Source organism: Variovorax sp. dw_308 (assembly GCF_019207085.1).
Classification (GTDB): domain Bacteria; phylum Pseudomonadota; class Gammaproteobacteria; order Burkholderiales; family Burkholderiaceae_C; genus Variovorax.
Genome location: NZ_JAATOM010000001.1, coordinates 512,570 through 533,849 on the forward strand (window position 1 = coordinate 512,570; position 21,280 = coordinate 533,849).

Here is a 21,280-nt window from a genome sequence, read left to right on the forward strand (position 1 = left end):
AAAGCCAGGTTCAGCCTGGCTTTTGACTTTGGGCGCAGTGCACCTCGATGTGCTCGCGCTCGGCCAGCGTGGCGCCGATGCGCGCTGCGCTCAGGCATCCACCCCAGACGCAGCCGGTATCGGTCGAGAGCAGGTCGGGACGCGACAGCCAGCCCAGCGTGGACCAGTGGCCGAATGCCACCGTGGCCGTGGCTGTACGCCGGCCAGGCACGTCGAACCAGGGCATGAATCCGGGCGGGGCCGAAGCGGCATCGTCCTTGGCCTCGAACTCCATCACGCCCTTGGCATCGCAGAAGCGCAGGCGGGTCAGCGCGTTGACGATGACGCGCAGGCGCTCGATGCCGACGAGCGTGTCGCGCCACTGTGCCGGCTTGTTGCCGTACATGTCGTGCAGGAATTCGCCGTATGCGGAGCCTTGCAGCACGGATTCGACTTCCGAGGCGCAGGCCAGCACATCGCCCACGTTCCATTGCGGCAGCACGCCGGCATGGACCATCAGCAGGTCCGATCCGCCGATGGCTTCATGCAGCGCCATGTGCTGGTGGCGAAGCCAGTCGAGCATGGCATCGCGGTCCGGCGCCTCGAGCACGCCCGCCAGCGTGTCGCGCCGGCCCGCCTTGTGCGCGCCCGATGCGACTGCCAGCAGGTGCAGGTCGTGGTTGCCGAGCAGGCTGCGCGCCGACGCGCCGTAGCCGTGCGCGCGACGGAGCACGCTCGCCGACCCGGGGCCGCGATTGACCAGGTCGCCAAGCAGTACCAACCGGTCGCGGCTCGGCGAGAAATCGATCTTGTCCAGCAGCCGTCCAAGCGCCTCGTCGCAGCCCTGCACGTCGCCTATCAAGTAAAGTGCCATGCTTCCCATTCTCCCCCGCGTTCATGGATGTTTTCCTCCTGGCCGTGCTGACGACGCTCAACGCGTTGTTCTCCATGTCCGAAATGGCCCTTTCGACCAGCCGCCGTGCGCGGCTCGCGGCAATGGCCGAAACGGGCGATGCCGGCGCCGTGGCCGCGCTGCGCCTGATGGAAGACCCGACGCAGTTCCTCTCCACGGTGCAGATCGGCATCACCTCGATCAGCATGCTCAGCGGCATCGTGGGCGAGGCCGCCTTCGCTGCGCCGCTGGCCGACTGGTTCGAGACGCTGGGCATGGGCAAGGGGGCCGCGAGCGTGGTCTCGACGGGGCTGGTGGTGACGGTCATCACCTTCTTCACCATCCTCGTGGGCGAACTGGTGCCCAAGCGCATCGGGCAGTTGTATCCGGAGCCGGTGGCGCGCTGGGTTTCGCGGCCGATGCGTGCTGTGGCCACGGGCGCCAAGCCCTTCGTGCTGCTGCTGTCGGGCGCGACCGCCATGATCCTGCGCTTCCTGCGCATCGATGCCAACGCGGCGCGAGTCGTCACCGAGGAGGAGATCTCGGCGAGCCTGGAAGAGGGCGTGGATGCGGGCGTCATCGAGCACCATGAGCACCAGATGGTGCGCAACGTGTTCCACCTGGACGACCGGCGCCTGTCGTCACTGATGGTTCCACGCGCCGACATCGAATGGCTGGAGGCCAGCGATTCGGTGGCCCAGGCCCTGCGGAAGGTCGCGGACGCCGGCGCGCTGAACATCGTGCATTCGTGGTATCCGGTCTGCCGGAATTCGCTCGACGACGTGGTCGGCGTGATCAGCGTGGCGCGCTTGTTGCATCTGGGTCCGCAGCATGAGGGCGTGATCGAATCGGCGGCGCAGCCGGCATCGTTCGTGCCGGAGACGTTGACCGGCATGGAGTTGCTGGAGCAGTTCCGGGAGCGGGCCGGCCGGCTGGTGTTCGTCGTCGACGAGTATGGCGAGGTCCAGGGCCTGATGACGCCGCGGGATCTGCTGGAGGCCATTACCGGCGAATTGCAGCCCGGGATGCAGACCGATGCATGGGCGACGCATCGGGAGGATGGCACCTGGGAGCTCGATGGATTGATGCCCGTGTCAGAATTGAGGGCTCGACTTGCCATCAAGGAATTGCCCGACGAGGAGCGCGGTCGCTACAACACGGTGGCCGGGCTGCTGATGTCGGTGTCCGGCCAGTTGCCGACAGTGGGCGAGCGCATCGATTGCGCGGGATGGACCTTCGAGGTGGCGGCGCTCGATGGCAGGCGAATCGACAAAGTGCTGGCAAGTCCCGACACGACCTACAACCCGGAAGATGGCTGAATACCGCCGACCCGAATGATTTCTCCATGAGCCAGGAACCTCTCCGCATCACCGTTGGCCCCCGATGGCAGTTTTTCACCTACCAGCGTGAGGGCTTTCAATTGATTGGCACCGTGCAGCGCGGCATGCAGATCGGTGCACTGGCGAAGATGCCCGATGGTGACTATGCGCAGGTCAACGGCGACATCGTCGAGACGCTGAACCGCAGCCGCGTCGAGTTCGCATTGCGCGCCGCCACGGGCACCAAGCCGGGCGAGCCGATCGTCAACATCCCCCGCGCGCCTTCGCCGGCGGTGGTGGTGACGGTGAAGAAGAAGCGCCGCATCGTCCTGCCGCCGAGCGAATAAAGGCGCCGTACGGCCGGCGTGACCTTGCGGCAATGGGCCGCTCGCGTATTCAGCCTATGAGGCGATCCGGAGCGACAGCAATTTCGCGGGTCGGTGCGATGCGCCGTGGAGCTGACGCGGGAACTGCTTCCGTACAGCTTCAGTCAGCGCGCGCCGTGTCGAATGGACCCGAACTTCAGCCCTGGCGCTTGAAGTACTGCACCTCACGTTCATGCTGCTTTGCTTGCGCCATGGAATCGAAGGTGCCAAGGTTGCGTCGCTTTCCGGTCTTGGGATCGACCTTGCGGGAGTAGAGGCGGTATTCGCCGGAGGCGAGCTTGCGGATCATGCTGGGCTCCTTCTGTGTTGACGGCCAGTCGGGGCAGCTTCGATCCTTGGGCTGCGCCGTGTGTAGTACGGCTTCACCTCGTGCTGCCAGCGCTGGCTTTCATGCGCTCGGCGATCGCGCAGTTCTCCCCGCGCTGGTACCGCAGGCCCGGCGCCTGAGGCGCCCGGTCAGCGCCCTTCGGCGCGCAGCGCGGCCTTCTGGATCTTGCCGGCCGGCGTCATCGGCAGTTCGGTGCGCAGCACGACCTGGCGTGGCATCTTGTAGTCGGCGATCTGGCCGGCGCAGTGCGCCAGCACCTCGGCCTCGGTCAGGTCGCTGTCTTCGCGGGCGATGACGTAGTAGCGGCCGACCTCGCCAAGCACCTTGTCGGGCACGCCGATGCCGGCGACCATCAGCACGGCCGGATGCTTCGCGATGTGCGCCTCGACCTCGGCGGGGTAGACGTTGAAGCCGCCCTGGATGTACATGTCCTTCATGCGGCCCTTGAGCGTGATGTAGCCGCGCGCATCGACGATGCCCATGTCGCCCGTGTGCAGCCAGCCGCCCTCGAAAGCGCCGGAGCCTGCTGCCGCGCCGATGTAGTCGCGCACCACGCCCAGTCCCCTGAAATGCAGCTCGCCGATCTCGCCCGGCGGCAGTGCATGGTCGTCCGCTCCGACCGCACGGACCTCGGCGCCTTCGAGCGGCTTGCCGATGCTTTGCATGAGGTCTTCGTCGGCGCAGCCCCACGGGGTCATGACCAGCGCGCCGGAGGCCTCGGAGAGGCCGTAGAGGTTCATGATCGTCGCACCCTGCATGCGCTGCTGCAGTTGCGAGAGAAGCGTGCTGTCGACGTTGGAGCCGCCCGTGATGATGAGTCGCACCGACGACAGGTCGACCGATTCCGACTCGGGGTGCATGAGGATCAGGGTCATCATCGTCGGCACGCCCACCAGGATCTGGGGCGGACGCTTGCGGATCATGTCGAGCACGGTCCTGGCCTTGAAGCTCGCGACCAGCTCGCAGCTTCCGCCGACGAGCAGTTGCGACAGGATGCCGCAGGTGATGCCGCCGACATGGTTGAGCGGATTTGACAGCTGCATCAGGTCGCCGGCGCGCGCTTTCGTGTGGCGGGCCTGGCCGCCGGCCGAGGCGAGCAGGCTGGCATGGGTCAGGGCGCAGCCCTTGGGACGGCCGGTGGTGCCGGAGGTGTAGATGACCATGGCCAGGTCGTCGGGCTGCACGGTGGTAGTGGCGGTTTCCACGCCCCCAGGGCCAGGCCGCCCCTGGCTCGTCCCCTGCGGGGGATCGAGACGAGATGGCAAAGCCACATCGACTTGAGAGCGCGCGGCGTCGGCGTCTGCGGACTGCATCTTCCGGAACGCTTCGCTGCCGATGGCGATGACCTGGCGCAGCGCCGGGAGGCGCGCGGCCATGCGATCGAACATCGCGAGGCAATCGAATCCATCGACCTTGTCGAGCGTGAACACCATCCTGGCCTCGCTGTCGGCCAGCATGTATTCGATCTCCGCGTCGCGGTAGCGGGCGCTGAGCGCGACCACGGCCACGCCGATGCGGGTGGCCGCAAAGAACAGTTGCAGCCACTCGATCTGGTTGTGCGACAGCACCGCGATGCGGTCGCCCCGCGCAAGGCCCGCATCCTGCATCGCGCTGGCCATGCGTCGGCTTGCCATGTGCATGTCGGCGAATGAATGGGCCGTGTCGCCGTCGATCCAGGCCTCGATCTGGGGATGCAGCGAAGCAGCGCGTTCGAGGGCCTGGGGCAAGGTGGAAGCAGTGAAGGGGTTGGCGTGCATCGCCGCAGGGTAAGTGCGTTGCCATGGGCTGGCTTGCGTCTACTCGCTGGCTGCGGGTGTCAGCACGGGATGGCTTGCGGCCGAGCGGGCCGCTTGCCAAATCCGGCTAACGCGCGGCCACGTTGCGGGCTTACCGTCGCGCGTATTCCATGAACCACAAGGAGCACGGGGCGATGACGCGGTCAGACCACCCGGGCGGCCCGGGGCGAAGGCGCTTCCTGGCGGCGATGTCCGGCATGGCCGTGGCAGCCGCGGCTCCGTCGATCGCGCTCGCGCACGCCGGGCATGCCGCACCGGTGAGCGAATCGCCTGCGCAGACGCTGCTGCGGCCCGACCGACCCGTTGCCCGCCTGCGGCTGCGCATGGCCGGTGGCGGGACGTCCGAATTGCGCACGCTGGTCGACGGGCAGGTGACTGCCGTGCAATTGATGTTCACCGGCTGCGGCACCACCTGCCTCATGCAAGGCGCGCTCTTCGCGGCCTTGCAGGAAAGGCTGGCCGGCCAAAGCCGCGACCGTCGCCTGCTCTCGATCAGCATCGACGCATTGGGCGACGACCCGAAGGTGCTGGCGGCGTGGCTGGGCCGCTTCGGCGCGCAAGGTGCGCGCTGGACCGCATGCGTGCCTTCCGTCGAGGAGACGGACCGGCTGCTGTCCGAGTTCAGCGTCGGATCCAGCGCGATCAACGCGGCTGAGCACCTGAACCGGGTCTTCATCGTGGACGCCGGCGGCTTCCTGCGGGTCGTCACGTCGCTCGATCCGTCTGCCGACCAGGTGATGCGGGCCATGGACCTCGGTCGCGGCTAGCTGCGTCTCTGGCCGCCGAAGAGTTGCCCGGGAGCCGCTCAGGAGCCGCCCACAAGCAGGCGACGAGCAGGCCACGACCGGGCCACGAGCAGCCACCGCGCGAAGCAGCCACTTCGCACAAGACCGCTCCCGCCCGATTGCCTAAGCTGCGCCATCCGCATCGTGCCGTGACCCGGCAAGGCATCACCACCCATGGCAATCATCGAGTCGACCGTTTCCCCCGGCAGCGAGGCCTTCGAGGCCAACCGCACGGGCATGCTGGCCTTGATCGAGCGTGTACGCACGTTCGAGCGGCGCAGCATCGCCACCTCGGCCAAGTCGCGCGAGCGTTTCGAGAAGCGCGGGCAGCTGCTGCCGCGCGAGCGCCTGTCGCTGCTGCTCGACCCGGGCACGCCATTCCTCGAGATCTCGTCCCTGGCGGGGCTGGGTCTCGACAACCCCGACCTGGAGAAAAGCGTGCCGGGCGGCGGCGTGATCGCCGGCATCGGCTGGGTGTCGGGCGTGCGGGTGATGGTCAATGCGTCGGACTCCGGCATCGATGCCGGCGCACTGCAGCCAATGGGCATCCCGAAGCAGATGCGCATCCATGAGCTGGCCCTGGAAAACAAGCTGCCGCTCGTTCAACTGGTCGAGAGCGCGGGCGCCAACCTCATGACCTACAAGGTCGAGGAGTTCATCATCGGCGGCGGCTTGTTCCGCAACCTGGCGCGCATCTCCGCGGCCGGGCTGCCGGTGCTGACGGTCACACATGGCTCGTCGACGGCGGGCGGCGCGTACCAGACGGGCTTGTCGGACTACATCGTGATGGTGCGCGGGCGTTCGCGGGCCTTCCTGGCCGGGCCGCCGCTGCTGAAGGCGGCCACCGGCGAAGTCGCGACCGAGGAGGAACTGGGCGGCGCGGTGATGCACACGTCGATCTCGGGGCTGGGCGATTACCTGGCGGAGGACGACCGCGATGCCATCCGCATCGCCCGCGAGATCCTTGCCAACATCGACTGGAACCGCGACATGCCGGCCGCGCCGGCGCGCAGCTTCAAGCCGCCGCGTTACGACGCAGAAGAACTGCTCGGCATCATGCCGATGGACCACAAGCGCCCGGTCGACATGAAGCAGGTCATCGCGCGCATCGCCGATGATTCCGAGTTCCTGGAGTTCGGCGAGAACTACGGCAGCGCCACGGTGGTGGGCCACATCAAGATCGAGGGCATGCCGCTCGGCGTGGTCACCAACAACGGCCCGATCGACGTGGCCGGCGCAACCAAGGCGACGCACTTCATCCAGGCCTGCTGCCAGTCGAAGACGCCGCTGCTCTACCTCAACAACACGACCGGCTTCATGGTCGGCAAGGACTACGAGGAGGCCGGCATGATCAAGCACGGCTCCAAGATGATCCAGGCCGTGACCAACGCGACGGTGCCGCAGATCACGATCTATTGCGGCGCGTCCTTCGGTGCGGGCAACTACGGCATGTGCGGCCGCGGCTTTCATCCGCGCTTCTGCTTCTCCTGGCCGAATGCCAAGACGGCGGTGATGGGCGGCGAGCAGGCGGCCAAGACGATGGTCATCGTCACCGAAGCCGCGATGAAGCGAAAGGGCGAAGTCGACCAGGCCAAGCTCGACGTGATGGAGAAACGCATCGTCGACCACTTCGACAGCCAGATGAGCGTGTTCACCACCAGCGCACGCCTGCTCGACGACGGCGTGATCGACCCGCGCGACACGCGCGAGGTGCTGAGCAAGGTGCTGTCGATCTGTCGCGACGCGGAACTGCGCGAGCCGCAGAAGATGCAGTTCTCCGTGGCCCGTCCCTGATCGCCGTATGCAACTCACCCCCGAACACGAGACGCTGCGCGACACGCTCAAGCGCTTCATCGACAAGGAGATCAACCCGCACGTCGACGCGTGGGAAAAGGCCGAGGTCTTTCCCGCGCACGAGGTGTTCAAGCGCCTGGGCGACCTGGGCTTCCTGGGGCTGACCAAGCCGGTGGAGAACGGCGGCTCGGGCCTCGACTACTCCTACGGCGCCGTGATGGCCGAGACGCTCGCGCACATGAACTGCGGCGGCGTGCCGATGGCCATCGGCGTGCAGACCGACATGGCCACGCCGGCACTGGCGCACCGCGGCAGCAAGGAACTGCGCGACGAGTTCCTGGCGCCGGCCATCGCGGGCGACTACGTGGCTTGCCTCGGCGTGTCGGAAGTCGGCAGCGGCTCCGACGTGGCGTCGATCAAGACCACGGCACGCAAGGACGGCGACGACTACGTCATCAACGGCGGCAAGATGTGGACCACCAATGGCACGCAGGCCGACTTCTGCTGCGTGCTGGCCAACACCTCCGATGGCGCGGCGCACCGCAACAAGTCGCTGATCATCGTGCCGATGAAGACCAAGGGCGTGGAGGTGGCGCGCAAGCTGGTCAAGTTGGGCATGCATGCGTCCGACACGGCCCAACTGCACTTCGACGACGTGCGCGTACCGCAGCGCCATCGCATCGGCGAGGAGGGCATGGGCTTCATGTACCAGATGGAGCAGTTCCAGATCGAGCGCTTGTGGGGCGCGCTCAACAACGTGGGCATGGCGCAGCGCGCGATCGACGTCACGGTCAAGTACACGCGCGAGCGGCAAGCCTTTGGCCGCTCCATCCTCGACAACCAGTGGGTGCACTACAAGCTGGCCGAACTGCAGACCGAGGTGGCCTGCCTCAAGGCGATCTGCTGGCAGGGCGTGGAAGAGGTCGTGGCCGGGCAGGACGCGACGCGCACCGCCACCATGGCCAAGCTCAAGGCCGGCCGCGTGATTCGACAGGTAGCAGACGGCTGCCTGCAGTTCTGGGGCGGCATGGGTTTCATGGACGAGAGCCCCATCTCGCGCATCTTCCGCGACGGTCGGCTCACTTCGATCGGCGGCGGCGCCGACGAAGTGATGCTGCAGATCCTCAGCAAGTTCATGGGCACCTTCCCGCTCAAGGGCACGGCCTGACCACCTATCGACGACGCAACCGGACGCACGTTCCATGACCGCACCGCAGAATCCTCCCTCGACTTCATTCGCGACTCCGTTCCGCAAGATCCTGATCGCCAACCGCGGCGAGATCGCGCTGCGCATCATCCGCAGCGCCCGCGCCCTCGGCTACCGCACGGTGGCGGTGTATTCCACGGCCGATGCCGACGCGCGCCATGTGCGCGAGGCCGACCAAGCGGTGTGCATCGGCGAGCCGCTGCCGGCGCAGTCGTATTTGCGCATCCCCGCCATCGTCGATGCGGCAAGGCTCAGCGGCGCCGACGCGGTGCACCCCGGCTACGGCTTCCTGGCCGAGAACGAGGACTTCGCGCAGGCCTGCAAGGATGCGGGGCTGGTCTTCATCGGTCCTTCCGCCGAGGCCATCGTCTCGATGGGCAACAAGGCCGGCGCCAAGACCCTGATGATGGCTGCGGGCGTGCCCTGCATCCCCGGTTACCAGGGCGAGGACCAGAGCGAGGAACGGCTGGCGCGGGAGGCGGAGCGCGTCGGCTTTCCCGTGATGATCAAGGCGACCGCCGGCGGCGGCGGCCGCGGCATGCGGCTGGTGCCGTCGGCCAGGGAGTTCGCCGAGATGCTGCGCAGTGCGCGCTCGGAGGCGCAGAGCGCCTTCGGCAATCCCGAGGTGATCCTGGAGCGCGCCATCGTCGAGCCGCGCCACATCGAGATCCAGGTCTTCGCCGACCGCCATGGCAACGCCATCCACCTGGGCGAACGCGATTGCTCGGTGCAGCGCCGCCACCAGAAGCTGATCGAGGAAGCGCCGTCTCCGGCCGTGAATGCCGACCTGCGCGCACGCATGGGCGCCACCGCGGTCGCGGCGGTGAAGGCGATCCGCTACGAGGGCGCGGGCACGCTCGAGTTCCTGCTCGACAGCGAAGGCAACTACTACTTCATGGAGATGAACACGCGCCTGCAGGTGGAGCATCCCGTGACCGAGGCCATCACCGGGCTGGACCTGGTCGCGTTGCAACTTCGCGTGGCCTCGGGCGAGCCATTGCCCATCGCGCAGGACGACGTGAAGTTCAAGGGCCACGCCATCGAGGTGCGCCTGTGCGCCGAGGATGCCGACAAAGGCTTCATGCCGCAGAGCGGAACGATGGCGCTGTGGCACATGCCGCAGCACCTGCGCGTCGAGCACGCGATGCGCTCGGGTGCGCAGATCCCGCCCTACTACGACTCGATGATCGCGAAGATCATCAGCTACGGCGACAACCGCGAGGCCGCGCGCCGCAAGCTGATGTCGGGCCTGGAAGACGCCGTGGCCCTGGGCGTGACGACCAACCAGGCCTTCCTGCACCGCTGCCTCGGCCACGCGGTGTTTGCCGAGGGCGGCGCGACCACCGCCTTCATCGCGCAGAACCAGGACGCCTTGCTCGCGGCCGACACCGCCGTGCAGGCACGCGCTGCCGCCATCGCCGCGGTCGTGCTCCACGAAACCGCCGGCGAACGGCGTGCCCGCGCGCCGGGCCGGCGCATGACGCACAGCCTGCCGATCTCCCTGCGCTTCGAAGCGGATGGCGCGATGGTGACGGCGGGCCTGGTGCTCTCGGGGCAGCGCCACTTCGACGTGACGATCGGCGAGCAGGCCTTCGTGATCGAGTTGCGCGACCTGGGCGAGCACGCGGCGCACCTTGTCTGCGATGGCCTGCTCGAAGGCGTCTCGTTCTTCCGCGACGGCGCCGCGCTGTTCCTGCACTACCGCGGCAGGCCGGTGCGCATCGAGGACAAGACGCGCGCCGCGTCCGCGAAGCAGGGCGAGGCCGGTGGCGACGGCAAGCTGCGTGCCTCCATGAACGGACGCGTGGTCGCGGTGATGGCGGCGGTCGGCGACATCGTCGAGGCCGGCCAGCCGATGGTCACGCTGGAAGCGATGAAGATGGAACACATCCACGCCGCGCCTGTCGCCGGCAAGGTGACGGCGCTGCATGTGAAGACCGGCGACCAGGTCGCCGCAAGCCGCATCGTGGTGGAGATCGAGGCGGCGGCGAAGGAGTCCGCGCCGGCTTGAACCGGTGCGGCAAGACAACGAAGGAGACACGAGAACGATGACCGACACGACAACCGCCGCCGAGCCGGCCGTGCTTCACGAGAAGCGCGGCCACGCGATGTGGATCACCATCAACCGGCCCGACAAGCGCAACGCCATCAACAAGGACGTCGTCGCGGGCATCCGTGCCGGCTGGCGCGCCGCGCATGCCGACCGCGACGTGCGCGTGATCGTGCTGACCGCGGCGGGCGACAAAGCCTTCTGCGCGGGCGGCGACCTGCAGCCGGGCGCGGGCTTTTCCTTCGACCTCTCGCAGCCCACGCTCGACTATGCCGACCTGCTGCGCGAGGCGCAGAACAGCACGCTGCCGAGCATCGCGCGCATCAACGGCGTCTGCATGGCCGGCGGCATGGGCCTGCTGTGCATGACCGACATGGCCATCGCGGCGGACAACGTGCTGTTCGGCTTGCCCGAAGTGAAGATCGGACTGTTCCCGATGCAGGTGCTGAGCCTGCTGCAGGACATCGTGCCGCGGCGCGTGCTGCGCGAGTGGTGCCTGACCGGCGAGCCCTTCGGCGCTGCGGAGGCAAAGGAAGCCGGCCTGCTGAACCACGTCGTGCCGGCCGGGGAGCTGGATGCGAAGACGCAATGGCTGGTCGACCGCATCGCCGGCAAGTCGCCGACCGCCATCCGGCGCGGCAAGTACGCGATGCGGGCGCTGTCGTCGATGTCCTTCGACGAGGGCATCGCATTCACTGAGGGCCAGATCGCCTTGCTCGCGACCACCGAAGACGCGAAGGAAGGACTGGCCTCGTTCAATGAAAAGAGGAAGCCGGTATGGACAGGGCAGTGAGCCCGACTGCCGGCAGCGCGCATGCCGTGGGCCTGGCCGAGTGGCTCAGGCGCCGCGCCGCGCGTGCGCCGCACAAGCCCGCGCTGACCTGCGATGGCCTGACCTGGAAATACGGTGAGCTGATCGACCGCATCGAACGGCTGTCGTCCGTGCTGTCCGCCGGCGGCGTTCAAGCAGGCATGCGCGTCGGCTACCTCGGCTTCAACGATCCGATGCTGCTGGTCGCACTGTTCGCGGCGGCGCGCGTCGGCGCGATCTTCGTGCCGCTCAACTTCCGGCTCACAGGGCATGAACTGGCCTTCATCATCGAGGACGCCGGCATCCACACGCTGATGGTGGGTGAATCACACCTGGCCGTCATCGACGAAGTCCGCGGCGGCCTGCATTGCGCGCGCTACCTGCATCGTGCCGGCGGCTGCGAAGGCTGGGAGTCGACGGATGCGCTGATGGCTGCGGCCGTGGGCAAGCCCTTGCCAGATGCCGTGCCCGCGCGTGCCGACGACACGGCGCTGATCATGTACACCTCGGGCACCACCGGCCACCCGAAGGGCGCGATGCTCACGCACGGCAACTTCTGGGCGAACAACCTCAACGAGATCTTCCTGTGGGATCTGGGGTCGTCGGACGTCAAGCTCAACTTCGCGCCCATGTTCCACGTCGGCGGCCTGCTGTGCGGCACGCTGACCACGCTGATGGCCGGTGGCCACCTGGTGCTGCAGCGCGCCTTCGAGCCGCAGGCCGTGTTCGACGCCATCGCGCAGTACCGCGTGAGCGTGACCTTCGGCGTGCCGGCGATGCTGCTGTTCATGAGCCAGCATCCGTCCTTCGAGGCGGCCGACCTGTCGTCTCTGCGTTCGATCGCGGTGGGCGGCGCGCCGATGCCGGAGCCGCTGCTGCGCCTCTATGCCTCGCGCAACATCCCGGTGCATCAGGGCTACGGCATGACCGAGACGGCATCGATGATCACCTTCCTGCACCCCGACCGCACGATCGACAAGCTGGGCTCGGCCGGCACGCCGCCGATCCTGACCGAGATCAAGCTGCTCGGCCCGAACGACGAGGAGGTCACCGCGCCCGGCGCCACCGGCGAGGTCTGCGTGCGCGGCGCCAACGTGATGCCCGGCTACTGGAACCGGCCTGAGGCCACGGCCTCGGTGTTCACCGACGACGGCTGGTTCCGCAGCGGCGACGTGGGCTATCGCGACGCGGAGGGCTTCCTCTACATCTGCGACCGGCTCAAGGACATGGTCATCAGCGGTGGCGAGAACGTCTACCCGGCCGAGGTGGAGAGCGTGCTCTACGACCACCCCGACGTGGCCGAGGTGGCAGTGATCGGCGCGCCCGACGAGCGCTGGGGCGAGCGCGTGGTGTGCGTGGTCGCGCCCAAGCCGGGCAAGACCGTCACGCTGGAAGACCTGCATGCCTTCGCAGGGGACAAGCTGGCCCGCTACAAGCTGCCGAAGGAACTGCGCATCGTGGAAGCGCTGCCGCGCAACCCGACCGGCAAGGTGCTGAAGGCGAAGCTGCGCGAGCAGAATGCGCCGGCCGGCGAGAAGTCGGCAGCCGGCGCCTGAAGGACCAAAGCATGGCCGGCCCGACTCCCGCCTTCTGGCAAGAGCGCTTCGACACCTCGACGACGCCGTGGGACCGCGGCGCGCCCGGTCCGCAACTTGAACGCTGGATTGCAGAGGGCGCCATCGCAGCCGGCCAGCGCGTGCTGGTGCCCGGCTGCGGCAGTGGGTGGGATGTGGCGGCGCTGGCCGAAGCGGGCGTGGCGATCACAGGCATCGACTACGTGGAGGGCGCGGTCACGCGCACGCGCCATCGCCTCGCGGATCGCTCATTGGAGGCCGAGGTGGTGCAGGCTGATGTGCTGGCCTGGAACCCGCCGCTGCCGGTCGACGCGGTCTATGAGCAGACCTGCCTCTGCGCGTTGCATCCGGACCATTGGATGGCTTATGCGGCGCAACTCGCGGCGTGGGTGCGTCCGGACGGCAAGCTGTTCGCGCTGTTCATGCAGCGGCCTGATCCGTCGTCCGCCGATGGCGCGGTGACCGGCCCGCCGTATCACTGCGACATCCATGCGATGCGCGCGCTGTTCCCGGCCTCGCGCTGGCATTGGCCCAAGCCGCCGTACGAGCGCATCGCGCATCCGAGCATGGCCTATGAGCTGGCCGTGGCGTTGACGCGCGCAGCCGTCGAACCCGCTTGAGACGCTGAAATCTTCTATTGCGCCCACCGATCGCGGCTTCGGGCGTGGTCTCATTTCAGCGCGTGGACGCAAGCCCGCCGGCCACCGCTTGCATAGGATGATTCGATGGATTTCACCCATTCCGAGAAGTCGCTCGAGCTGCAGCAACGCGTGGCCGAGTTCATGGACGCGCATGTCTATCCGGTCGAGGACCGCTACCACGAGGAAGGCCGCGAGACGGGCCATCCCTACCGCACGCCCAAGGTGTTGCAGGACCTGAAGGCACTCGCCAGGTCGAAGGGCCTCTGGAACCTGTTCCTCTCCGGCGAGCACGGCAGCGGCCTCAGCAACCTCGAATACGCGCCGGTCAAGGAGATCATGGGCCGCGTGCTGTGGGCGCCGGAGATCTTCAATTGCTCGGCGCCCGACACCGGCAACATGGAAGTGCTGGCCAACTACGGCACCGACGCACAGAAGGCGCAATGGCTGGCGCCGCTGATGGACGGCACCATCCGCTCGGCGTTCTCGATGACCGAGCCGGCCGTGGCGTCGAGCGATGCCACCAACATCCAGTGCGAGATCCGGCGCGATGGCGATGAATACGTCATCAACGGCCGCAAGTGGTGGACCTCGGGCGCGCTCAACGAAGACTGCAAGCTGCTCATCGTCATGGGCAAGAGCGACCCGGATCACGCTGAACTGCATCGGCAGCAGTCGATGATCCTGGTGCCCAAGGACACGCCGGGCGTGCGCATCGTGCGCGACCTGACCACCTTCGGGTACGACGACGCGCCGGTCGGCCATCCGGAGATCGTCTACGACAACGTGCGGGTGCCGGCTTCGAACATGCTGCTGGGCGAGGGGCGCGGCTTCGAGATCGCGCAGGGCCGGCTCGGGCCCGGGCGCATTCATCACTGCATGCGGCTCATCGGTTGCGCACAGCGTGCGCTGGAGCTGATGTGCAAGCGGGCCAACTCGCGCATTGCGTTCGGCAAGCCGCTGTCGGAGCAGGGCTCGCTGCGCGAGGACGTGGCGCATTCGTTCTGCGAGATCGAGCAGGCCCGGCTGCTGACGCTGCGCGCGGCCGACAAGATGGACCGCGAGGGCAACAAGGCGGCGCGCGACCTCATCGCCGCCGCAAAGATCGTGGTGCCGGCGATGGCCGCGCGCGTCATCGACCGGGCGATCCAGATCCACGGTGGTGCGGGCGTGTCGCAGGACACCTTCCTGCCGCGGGCCTACGTCTACGCCCGCTTCATCCGCATCGGCGACGGGCCGGACCAGGTGCATTTGTCGGCGGTGGGCAAGCAGCTGCTGAAGCGCTTCTCCGCTTGATGAAGCCGTGAATCTTTGTGCTGCGGCCACCGACCTCGGCGCTTGGGTGCCAACCATGCGTGAGTGCAGTTCCGCTCCGCGAACCGGGCTCGAGGCTGACGCCCTCGCCACGAAATCTTCACGACTTCGTGCGTCCGCATTCCCATGAATACACCGGCCGACATGGAAGCTCGCGCGGTGGTCAGCGCACCGCCGCTCGACCTGGCACGCCTGGGCGCATGGCTGGAGGTGCATGCCGAGGGCTTCCGCGGCCTGCGCAGGGCGGAGCGTTTCGTGGGCGGCAACTCCAATCCGATCTGGCGCATCGAGGCCGACAGCGGTCGCTACATCCTGCGCACGCAGCCGGCCGGCGAACTGTTGAAGTCGGCTCACGCGCTCGACCGCGAGGCGCGCGTGTTGAGGGCGCTGCACGGCGGCCCGGTGCCGGTGCCGAATTTGCGCGTGCTGTGCAACGACGTTGACGTCGTTGGCGTGCAGTTCTACCTGATGGATCTCGTCGAAGGCATCGTGCATCGATCGGTCGGGCTGCCGGACGTGCCGCGCGAGCGGCGCGGCGAGGTCTACGCGGCGGCGATCGACAGCCTCGTGGCCATCCACCGCACCGACCTCGACGCGCTCGGGCTGCGCGACTTCGGCCGGCCTGGCAACTATTTCGAGCGTCAATTGCATCGCTGGTCGCAGCAGTACCGCACGGCGATGCCGGAAGGCTCGCCTGTCATGGACCGGCTGATCGCACGGCTGGATGCCACGCTGCCGCACGAAGACCATCCGGTGACGCTGTTGCATGGCGATTCGCGCATCGACAACCTGATGTTCGACCGGCGCGGCGAGCGCGTCATTGCGGTGCTCGATTGGGAGCTGTCCACGCTGGGCCATCCGCTCGCGGACCTGGGGCAGTTCCTGGCGGTGCAGGACTTGCCGGCCGACTACCTGCTGCCCGGACTGCGTGGCGTCGGCCGCGCGGCCGAGGGACTGCCGACGCAAACGCAACTCGCGCAACGCTACTTCGAGGGCATGGGCATGAACCGGGCGACGGACATGCGCTTCTTCAAGGCCTTCGCGATGTTTCGTCAGGCGGCCATGTCGGCCGGCCTGAAGCGGCGCGCCGCGCTCGGGACGGCGGTGGCCGAGAGCGCGCTCCACTTCGGCAACACCATGGACGTGTTCGCGCAGACCGGCCTCGACATCCTCGAATCCCAGGAACCGCTCGCATGAATCCCAACCCATTCAGCCTGGCCGGCAAGGTCGCGCTCGTCACCGGCTCCTCGCAAGGCATCGGCGCCGCTACCGCGCGCGTGCTGGCGCAGGCCGGCGCACACGTCATCGTCAGCAGCCGCAAGGCAGACGACTGCGAGTGTGTCGCCGAATCGTTGCGCGGGGAAGGGCTCTCTGCCGAGGCACGCACCTGCCACATCGGCAAGCTCGACGATATCGCCGCCATGGCCGCACACCTGCAGGCCACGCACGGCGGGCTCGACATCCTCGTCAACAACGCGGTGCTGAGCCCGTGGCGGCGCATCGAGGACATCGACCACGCCCTGTTCGCCAAGACAGTCGACGTCAACCTGCGCGGCTATTGGTTCCTCTCGGTCGAGGCGGTCAAGCTGATGAAGCCGCGCGGCGGCGGCAGCATCGTCAACATCTCTTCGCTGTCGGCCTGGCATCCGGAGAAGATGCTGGGCCTCTATGCCACGCTGAAGACGGCGCTGATCGGCATGAGCCGCGCCTTCGCGCTGGAGTACGGCGAGTTCGGCATCCGGGCGAACACGGTGCTGCCGGGCGTGATCGAGACGAAGCTGGCCGAGGCCTTCGACGCCGCCGCGACCGAGCGCATCGTCAGCAAGACGCCGGTGCACCGCGTCGGCCAGCCCGAGGAGATAGGCTACGCGGTGCTCTACCTGAGCTCTCCCGCCGGCGCCTTCGTATCGGGCGCAAGCCTGGCCGTCGACGGCGGCATGTCCATCTCCATGATTTGAAAGTCAGCCCATGAAAGCCGCACGCATCCACCGCCACGGGCCACCCGAGAGCCTGGTCTTCGAAGAAGTGCCTTCGCCCGTGCCGGGAAGGGGCGAGGTGCTGGTGTCGGTTCATGCCAGCGCCGTCAACTTCCCCGACACGCTCATCATCGAGAACAAGTACCAGTTCAAGCCCGCCTTGCCCTTCTCGCCGGGCGGCGAGGTGGCCGGCACCATCAAGGCCGTGGGGGAGGGCGTGCAGGGCTTCGCCGCGGGCGACCGTGTGATCGCCGTGTGCGGCTGGGGCGGCTATGCGGAGGAGGTGCTGACCACGGTCGACAAGCTGGTGCGCCTGCCGCAGGGCATCGACATGGAGTCCGCCGCGGCGCTGGTCATCACCTACGGCACCTCGCACTACGCGCTCAAGGACCGCGCCGCGATCCAGCCCGGCGAGACGCTGCTGGTGCTGGGCGCGGCGGGCGGCACTGGCATTTCGGCGATCGAACTGGGCAAGCTGATGGGCGCGCGCGTCATCGCTGCCGCCTCCACCGACGAGAAGCTGGCGCTGTGCCGCGCGAGCGGCGCCGACGAGACCGTCAACTACGCCACCGAAGACCTGCGCGAGCGCATCAAGGCGCTGACCGGTGGGCGCGGCGTCGACGTGGTGTACGACCCGGTCGGCGGCCACTATGCGGAGCCGGCATTGCGCAGCATGGCCTGGCGTGGGCGCTACCTGGTCATCGGCTTCACCGCCGGGGAGATCCCCAAGCTGCCGCTGAACCTGGTGCTGCTCAAGGGCTGCAGCGTCGTCGGCGTGTTCTACGGCGGCTTTGCCAAGGCCGAGCCGGCGCGCTACGACGCCTTCATGCAGGAACTGGTCGGCTGGCTCGCCGACGGCCGGCTGCGCCCGACCATCACCGCGCACTATCCGCTGGAGCGCGCGGCCGAGGCGCTGCGCGTGGTGGCTGACCGCCGCGCCACCGGCAAGATCATGCTGACGACGGCGCTGGGCCGGGGCGACTGATCGGGCTGGGGGCAACTGGGAAGGCAGGGATTTCCCGCCGGGCGCGTAGCGACTCGGCGCAAGACGCTGCCCGCCCCGCTCGCCACACTCCGACTCATTGCAGGCCGATTCCGGCCGGCGGTCGACCCAAGGAGTGAAGCAAGATGACGAAGAAGCGTGCAACGAGCCCGTCCGTGCGCTGGCTCATTGCCAGTGTCTGCGCCAGCGCCTGCGCGGCGCTGCCCCTGCTCGCGCATGCGACGCAAGGCGTGACCCAGACCGAAGTGCTGGTCGGGACGATCCAGGACCTGTCGGGCCCGATCGCCAACTTCGGCAAGGAAACGCTCAACGGCATGAACATGCGCATCGAGGAGGCCAACTCGGCGGGCGGCACGGCCGGGCGCAAGATCAAGCTGATCGTCGAGGACTCCAGCTACGACACCAAGAAAGCCGTGCTGGCCGCGCAGAAGCTGGTGCAGAACGACAAGATCTTCATCACGGTCGGCAACATCGGCACGTCGCTCGCGCTCACCACGATGCCGATCTTCACCAACGGCGGCGTGATCCATGCGTTCCCGCTGGCATCGGCGCGCGGCTTGTACGACCCGCCGACGCCGCTGGCCTTCAGCTTCACCGTGCCCTACTACCAGCAGGGCAAGGTGATCGTCAAGGCGCTGACGCAGATCAAGGCCGACCGCAAGTGGTGCTCGCTCACGCAGGATGACGACCTGGGTTCGGAACTGATGAAGGGCGTCGAGGCGCAGGCCGCGGACATGAAGCTCAAGGTCATCGAGAAGACCACCTACAAGCGCGGCGCGACCGACTTCTCGTCGCAGGTGGCCCGCCTGAAGAGCGCGGGTTGCGACACCGTCGTGCTGGGCACCACGCTGCGCGAGACCATCGGCACCATCGCCGAGGCGAAGAAGAGCGGCTTCACGCCGGAGTTCATCGGCACTTCGGCCTCGTATTCGCACCTGGTGCCCAGGCTCGGTGGCCCGACGATGGACGGCTTCCTGTCCTCGCATGCCAGCTCGCAGCCCTATGCCGACGACGCGTCGAAGGCCTTGCGCGACTGGTTCGCCGCCTACAAGGCCAAGTACAACGAGGACCCGGGCCAGTACGCGGTGATGGGCTACGCCTCGATGGACTGGGTCATCAAGACGCTCGACAAGGTCGGCCCGGACCTGACGACGCAACGCTTCGTGCAGACCATGGAAACCTCGACCTTCCCGCGCGACAAGCTCGGCTTCGACACCATGAGCTTCACCAAGACCAAGCGGCTCGGCTCGGAGGCGGTGCGAATCTCGCGCATCGTCAATGGCAAGTGGGTGCCGGTGACGGACTACATGCAGCCTTGATCGATGCAGCGGGGTGCCACGCGCGTCATGCCGCCTCTGCGATGGCGCGCAGCCGGGCCGTGTCGAGCACCGACAGCTGACCGTACTGCATCGCGATCAGGCCGAGCTGGCGGAACTCGTGCAGGATCTTGCTCGTCGTCTGGCGCGACACGCCGGCCATGGCTGCGATGGCCTCGTGCGTGAGCTTGAGTTGTTCGCGACTTTCGTCAGGCTCTTGGTTGGAGAGCGTCAGCAGGATGTGGGCAATCTGCGAGCGCGGTGGGGCGCTGTGTTCCTCCACCAGGATGCCCAGCGTGGTGTGAAGGTTCTCGCAGATCAGCGCCACGAAGGCTTCGCGTGCCGGGGCTGAGGTGCGATAGAGCGACTGGAATTCCGCATGGGGCAGCTGCAGCACGGTGGTCTCGGTCCAGGCGCGCGCGTCGCTGAAGCGTGGCGACTGGTCCAGTTCGCTGAGCAGCCCGAAGAAATCCCCGGCGCGCAGGCCTTGGTAGAAGGCGAACTTGCCGCTCCTGGCCGAATGCTCGAGCCGCACCTCGCCGCTGAGCACGGCATAGAGGCCGCTGGGTGCCGCGCCCGCCGCATAGATCAACGAGCGCGCCGCACAACGGCGCACCACGGCACGTTCCATCATTTCGCGCTTGAGCGCGGGCGGGAGCGCGGCAAACCAGCTGCTGCGTTCGAGCACGCGCATCCGCGCGCTGCCTGCGCCCAGGCCCGCGGAAATCGTCGTTGCTTCCGTGGTCTTCATGGCCGGAGAAGCCTAGTGCATACCCCATAAATGTCAACTCTTGACATTCTTCCGACGGCCGCGGGAATAGCCTGCGGCAGCCGGTCCGATTCGAACCCAAAACCACAGGAGACAAGCAATGAACCCAGGCAATCACTCCCTCCCGAGCGAAGCAGGCGTCGATCGGCGCACGGTGCTGGCCTCGGCCCTCGGCGCGCTGGCGCTCGGCGGCGGGCTGTTGCCGCGCAACGCGCATGCGGAGGACGACGTGAAGATCGGCTGGGTCAAGCCGATCACCGGCCCTCTCGCCAGCAGCTTCGCGCCGCTCTACCTGCCCGCGCAGATCGCGATGGACGAGATCAACGCGGCCGGCGGCATCCTCGGCCGGAAGCTGGTGAAGGTGGAGGTCGATGACCAGGGTTCGCCCGCGCAGTCCCCGATCGCGACGCGGCGGCTGATCGAGGACGGCGTGAAGTTCATCGTCGGCCCGATCGGCAGCTCGCAGGCCCTGGCTTCGCTCGAAGTGGCCACGCCGGCCAAGATCATCCAGGCCTCCTACGCGTCGGCCAACGAGATGGGAGACGGTACGCGATTCCCCTATCACTACCAGTTCAACTTCACCTCCGGCGCGCAAGCCAAGCGGCATGCCGAACTGCTGGCCAAGCTGGGCATCAAGAAGGTGGGTCTGCTGATCGAGGACTCTGCTGCCGGCGCCTCCACGCGCGACGCGCTGCTGAAGGAGATCCCGGCGAGCGGCATGCAGATCGTGTCCGAGCAGACCTTCCCGATCAAGGTGGCCGACATGACGCCCTTCCTGCGCAAGCTGCGCAGCGACGGCGCCGAAGGCATCGCCGCGCACGTGTCGAACAACGTCGACATCACGCAACTGCTGGTCGGCCTGTCGCGCATGGCCTGGAAGCCGCCGATCGCCGGCCACACCGGCCTGCTGTTCGCCGGCACGCCGGGCGCCGTGCCCGACAGCGCCCGCTACAACGATGTCTATGCCGCCACCTACCGCGCGCTGACCTACACCGACAAGGACCAGCCGCCCGAGCGCGTGCAGGCCTTCTGCGGCAAGTTGCTGAAGGGCAATGTGCCCGACTCGCTGCTCGGGCCTGCCGCGACCACGCCCTTCTACGACTTCATCTACGCGCTCAAGTACGCGGTGGAGAAATCGAAGTCGTGGGACACCGAACAGATCAAGAAGACGCTGGACGCATCGAACGGCATCGACGGGCTGTTCGGCAAGATGGTCTTTTCGTCGTCGCGCCACTCGGCCTACGACTCGGAAGTGGTGGCGATGGCGGTGGCCAACTCGATGGAAGACCCGCTCAGCAAGCAGTTCCACGGCCTGTTCCGCCGCCGCGCGCCGGGAGTCTGAG

19 protein-coding genes are annotated in these 21,280 nt (G+C 67.5%); 15 read left to right on the plus strand and 4 right to left on the minus strand.

The window, feature by feature from the left end; genetic code table 11:
• Positions 1–10: 10 nt before the first annotated feature.
• Entirely contained in the window at positions 11–853 is an 843-nt protein-coding gene (locus HCU76_RS02265) for a symmetrical bis(5'-nucleosyl)-tetraphosphatase (protein WP_218508325.1), read from the minus strand.
• A gap of 23 nt (positions 854–876) precedes the next feature.
• Between HCU76_RS02265 and HCU76_RS02270 the strand changes: the two genes are divergently transcribed.
• Together HCU76_RS02270 and HCU76_RS02275 are read left to right on the plus strand one after the other, a co-directional pair.
• Positions 877–2,190 carry a hemolysin family protein gene (locus tag HCU76_RS02270; protein WP_213957865.1) on the plus strand — a complete coding sequence of 438 codons (1,314 nt, stop codon included), beginning with the start codon at positions 877–879 and terminating at the stop codon, positions 2,188–2,190.
• A 26-nt stretch (positions 2,191–2,216) separates the two neighbouring features.
• Positions 2,217–2,537, plus strand: coding sequence for a hypothetical protein (locus HCU76_RS02275; RefSeq protein WP_218508326.1), 321 nt, complete (start codon positions 2,217–2,219; stop codon positions 2,535–2,537).
• Positions 2,538–2,712: 175 nt separating this feature from the next.
• On the opposite strand, the gene HCU76_RS02280 is transcribed toward HCU76_RS02275, so the two are convergent.
• Together HCU76_RS02280 and HCU76_RS02285 are read right to left on the minus strand one after the other, a co-directional pair.
• Positions 2,713–2,865, minus strand: coding sequence for a hypothetical protein (locus tag HCU76_RS02280; protein WP_213957863.1), 153 nt, complete (start codon positions 2,863–2,865; stop codon positions 2,713–2,715).
• 167 nt (positions 2,866–3,032) lie between these two features.
• Positions 3,033–4,661 (minus strand): class I adenylate-forming enzyme family protein, encoded by a 1,629-nt coding sequence (locus HCU76_RS02285; RefSeq protein ID WP_218508327.1) that lies wholly within the window; start codon positions 4,659–4,661, stop codon positions 3,033–3,035.
• A 173-nt stretch (positions 4,662–4,834) separates the two neighbouring features.
• Here HCU76_RS02285 and HCU76_RS02290 point away from each other — a divergent pair, with 173 nt between their 5' ends.
• The 12 genes from HCU76_RS02290 (at position 4,835) to HCU76_RS02345 (ending at position 19,171) form a co-directional block, all read left to right on the plus strand.
• A complete protein-coding gene (locus tag HCU76_RS02290) occupies positions 4,835–5,467 on the plus strand; it encodes an SCO family protein (protein WP_218508328.1) in 633 nt (210 codons plus the stop codon).
• Between the two features lie 192 nt (positions 5,468–5,659).
• On the plus strand, positions 5,660–7,279 hold the full coding sequence (locus HCU76_RS02295) for an acyl-CoA carboxylase subunit beta (protein ID WP_213957860.1): 1,620 nt from the start codon (positions 5,660–5,662) through the stop codon (positions 7,277–7,279).
• 7 nt (positions 7,280–7,286) lie between these two features.
• Positions 7,287–8,447 (plus strand): acyl-CoA dehydrogenase family protein, encoded by a 1,161-nt coding sequence (locus HCU76_RS02300; protein WP_213957859.1) that lies wholly within the window; start codon positions 7,287–7,289, stop codon positions 8,445–8,447.
• A 34-nt stretch (positions 8,448–8,481) separates the two neighbouring features.
• On the plus strand, positions 8,482–10,497 hold the full coding sequence (locus HCU76_RS02305) for an acetyl-CoA carboxylase biotin carboxylase subunit (protein WP_213957858.1): 2,016 nt from the start codon (positions 8,482–8,484) through the stop codon (positions 10,495–10,497).
• Positions 10,498–10,534: 37 nt separating this feature from the next.
• Positions 10,535–11,329 (plus strand): enoyl-CoA hydratase/isomerase family protein, encoded by a 795-nt coding sequence (locus tag HCU76_RS02310; protein ID WP_213957857.1) that lies wholly within the window; start codon positions 10,535–10,537, stop codon positions 11,327–11,329.
• Entirely contained in the window at positions 11,326–12,903 is a 1,578-nt protein-coding gene (locus tag HCU76_RS02315) for a long-chain fatty acid--CoA ligase (RefSeq protein ID WP_371319741.1), read from the plus strand. The genes HCU76_RS02310 and HCU76_RS02315 overlap by 4 nt, the downstream gene beginning before the upstream one ends.
• Before the next feature lie 11 nt (positions 12,904–12,914).
• A complete protein-coding gene (locus HCU76_RS02320; protein WP_213957855.1) occupies positions 12,915–13,541 on the plus strand; it encodes a methyltransferase domain-containing protein in 627 nt (208 codons plus the stop codon).
• A 105-nt stretch (positions 13,542–13,646) separates the two neighbouring features.
• Positions 13,647–14,855, plus strand: a complete 1,209-nt coding sequence (locus tag HCU76_RS02325; protein WP_218508330.1) for an acyl-CoA dehydrogenase family protein — start codon at positions 13,647–13,649, stop codon at positions 14,853–14,855.
• A 144-nt stretch (positions 14,856–14,999) separates the two neighbouring features.
• Positions 15,000–16,070, plus strand: coding sequence for a phosphotransferase family protein (locus HCU76_RS02330; protein WP_218508331.1), 1,071 nt, complete (start codon positions 15,000–15,002; stop codon positions 16,068–16,070).
• A complete protein-coding gene (locus HCU76_RS02335) occupies positions 16,067–16,831 on the plus strand; it encodes a glucose 1-dehydrogenase (protein ID WP_218508332.1) in 765 nt (254 codons plus the stop codon). The genes HCU76_RS02330 and HCU76_RS02335 overlap by 4 nt, the downstream gene beginning before the upstream one ends.
• A gap of 10 nt (positions 16,832–16,841) precedes the next feature.
• Complete coding sequence (locus tag HCU76_RS02340; protein WP_218508333.1) at positions 16,842–17,834, plus strand: NADPH:quinone oxidoreductase family protein; 993 nt, start codon at positions 16,842–16,844, stop codon at positions 17,832–17,834.
• Positions 17,835–17,977: 143 nt separating this feature from the next.
• Positions 17,978–19,171: an ABC transporter substrate-binding protein gene (locus tag HCU76_RS02345; RefSeq protein ID WP_218508334.1), complete on the plus strand. Its 1,194-nt coding sequence runs from the start codon at positions 17,978–17,980 to the stop codon at positions 19,169–19,171.
• A 25-nt stretch (positions 19,172–19,196) separates the two neighbouring features.
• Here the strand turns inward: HCU76_RS02345 and HCU76_RS02350 are convergent, their stop codons facing one another.
• Positions 19,197–19,919 (minus strand): Crp/Fnr family transcriptional regulator, encoded by a 723-nt coding sequence (locus HCU76_RS02350; RefSeq protein WP_218508335.1) that lies wholly within the window; start codon positions 19,917–19,919, stop codon positions 19,197–19,199.
• 118 nt (positions 19,920–20,037) lie between these two features.
• Between HCU76_RS02350 and HCU76_RS02355 the strand changes: the two genes are divergently transcribed.
• The gene (locus HCU76_RS02355; protein WP_218508336.1) at positions 20,038–21,279 is read left to right on the plus strand and encodes an ABC transporter substrate-binding protein; all 1,242 of its coding nucleotides are present in this window, start codon (positions 20,038–20,040) and stop codon (positions 21,277–21,279) included.
• The last annotated feature ends 1 nt before the right edge of the window (position 21,280 follow it).

Excerpts from the sequence above, each read along its gene's own strand:
- HCU76_RS02265 (WP_218508325.1), bottom strand. The coding sequence starts at position 853 with ATGGCACTTTACTTGATAGGCGACGTGCAGGGCTGCGACGAGGCGCTT.
- HCU76_RS02270 (WP_213957865.1), top strand. The coding sequence starts at position 877 with ATGGATGTTTTCCTCCTGGCCGTGCTGACGACGCTCAACGCGTTGTTC.
- HCU76_RS02275 (WP_218508326.1), top strand. The coding sequence starts at position 2,217 with ATGAGCCAGGAACCTCTCCGCATCACCGTTGGCCCCCGATGGCAGTTT.
- HCU76_RS02280 (WP_213957863.1), bottom strand. The coding sequence starts at position 2,865 with ATGATCCGCAAGCTCGCCTCCGGCGAATACCGCCTCTACTCCCGCAAG.
- HCU76_RS02285 (WP_218508327.1), bottom strand. The coding sequence starts at position 4,661 with ATGCACGCCAACCCCTTCACTGCTTCCACCTTGCCCCAGGCCCTCGAA.
- HCU76_RS02290 (WP_218508328.1), top strand. The coding sequence starts at position 4,835 with ATGACGCGGTCAGACCACCCGGGCGGCCCGGGGCGAAGGCGCTTCCTG.
- HCU76_RS02295 (WP_213957860.1), top strand. The coding sequence starts at position 5,660 with ATGGCAATCATCGAGTCGACCGTTTCCCCCGGCAGCGAGGCCTTCGAG.
- HCU76_RS02300 (WP_213957859.1), top strand. The coding sequence starts at position 7,287 with ATGCAACTCACCCCCGAACACGAGACGCTGCGCGACACGCTCAAGCGC.
- HCU76_RS02305 (WP_213957858.1), top strand. The coding sequence starts at position 8,482 with ATGACCGCACCGCAGAATCCTCCCTCGACTTCATTCGCGACTCCGTTC.
- HCU76_RS02310 (WP_213957857.1), top strand. The coding sequence starts at position 10,535 with ATGACCGACACGACAACCGCCGCCGAGCCGGCCGTGCTTCACGAGAAG.
- HCU76_RS02320 (WP_213957855.1), top strand. The coding sequence starts at position 12,915 with ATGGCCGGCCCGACTCCCGCCTTCTGGCAAGAGCGCTTCGACACCTCG.
- HCU76_RS02325 (WP_218508330.1), top strand. The coding sequence starts at position 13,647 with ATGGATTTCACCCATTCCGAGAAGTCGCTCGAGCTGCAGCAACGCGTG.
- HCU76_RS02330 (WP_218508331.1), top strand. The coding sequence starts at position 15,000 with ATGAATACACCGGCCGACATGGAAGCTCGCGCGGTGGTCAGCGCACCG.
- HCU76_RS02335 (WP_218508332.1), top strand. The coding sequence starts at position 16,067 with ATGAATCCCAACCCATTCAGCCTGGCCGGCAAGGTCGCGCTCGTCACC.
- HCU76_RS02340 (WP_218508333.1), top strand. The coding sequence starts at position 16,842 with ATGAAAGCCGCACGCATCCACCGCCACGGGCCACCCGAGAGCCTGGTC.
- HCU76_RS02345 (WP_218508334.1), top strand. The coding sequence starts at position 17,978 with ATGACGAAGAAGCGTGCAACGAGCCCGTCCGTGCGCTGGCTCATTGCC.
- HCU76_RS02350 (WP_218508335.1), bottom strand. The coding sequence starts at position 19,919 with ATGAAGACCACGGAAGCAACGACGATTTCCGCGGGCCTGGGCGCAGGC.
- HCU76_RS02355 (WP_218508336.1), top strand. The coding sequence starts at position 20,038 with ATGAACCCAGGCAATCACTCCCTCCCGAGCGAAGCAGGCGTCGATCGG.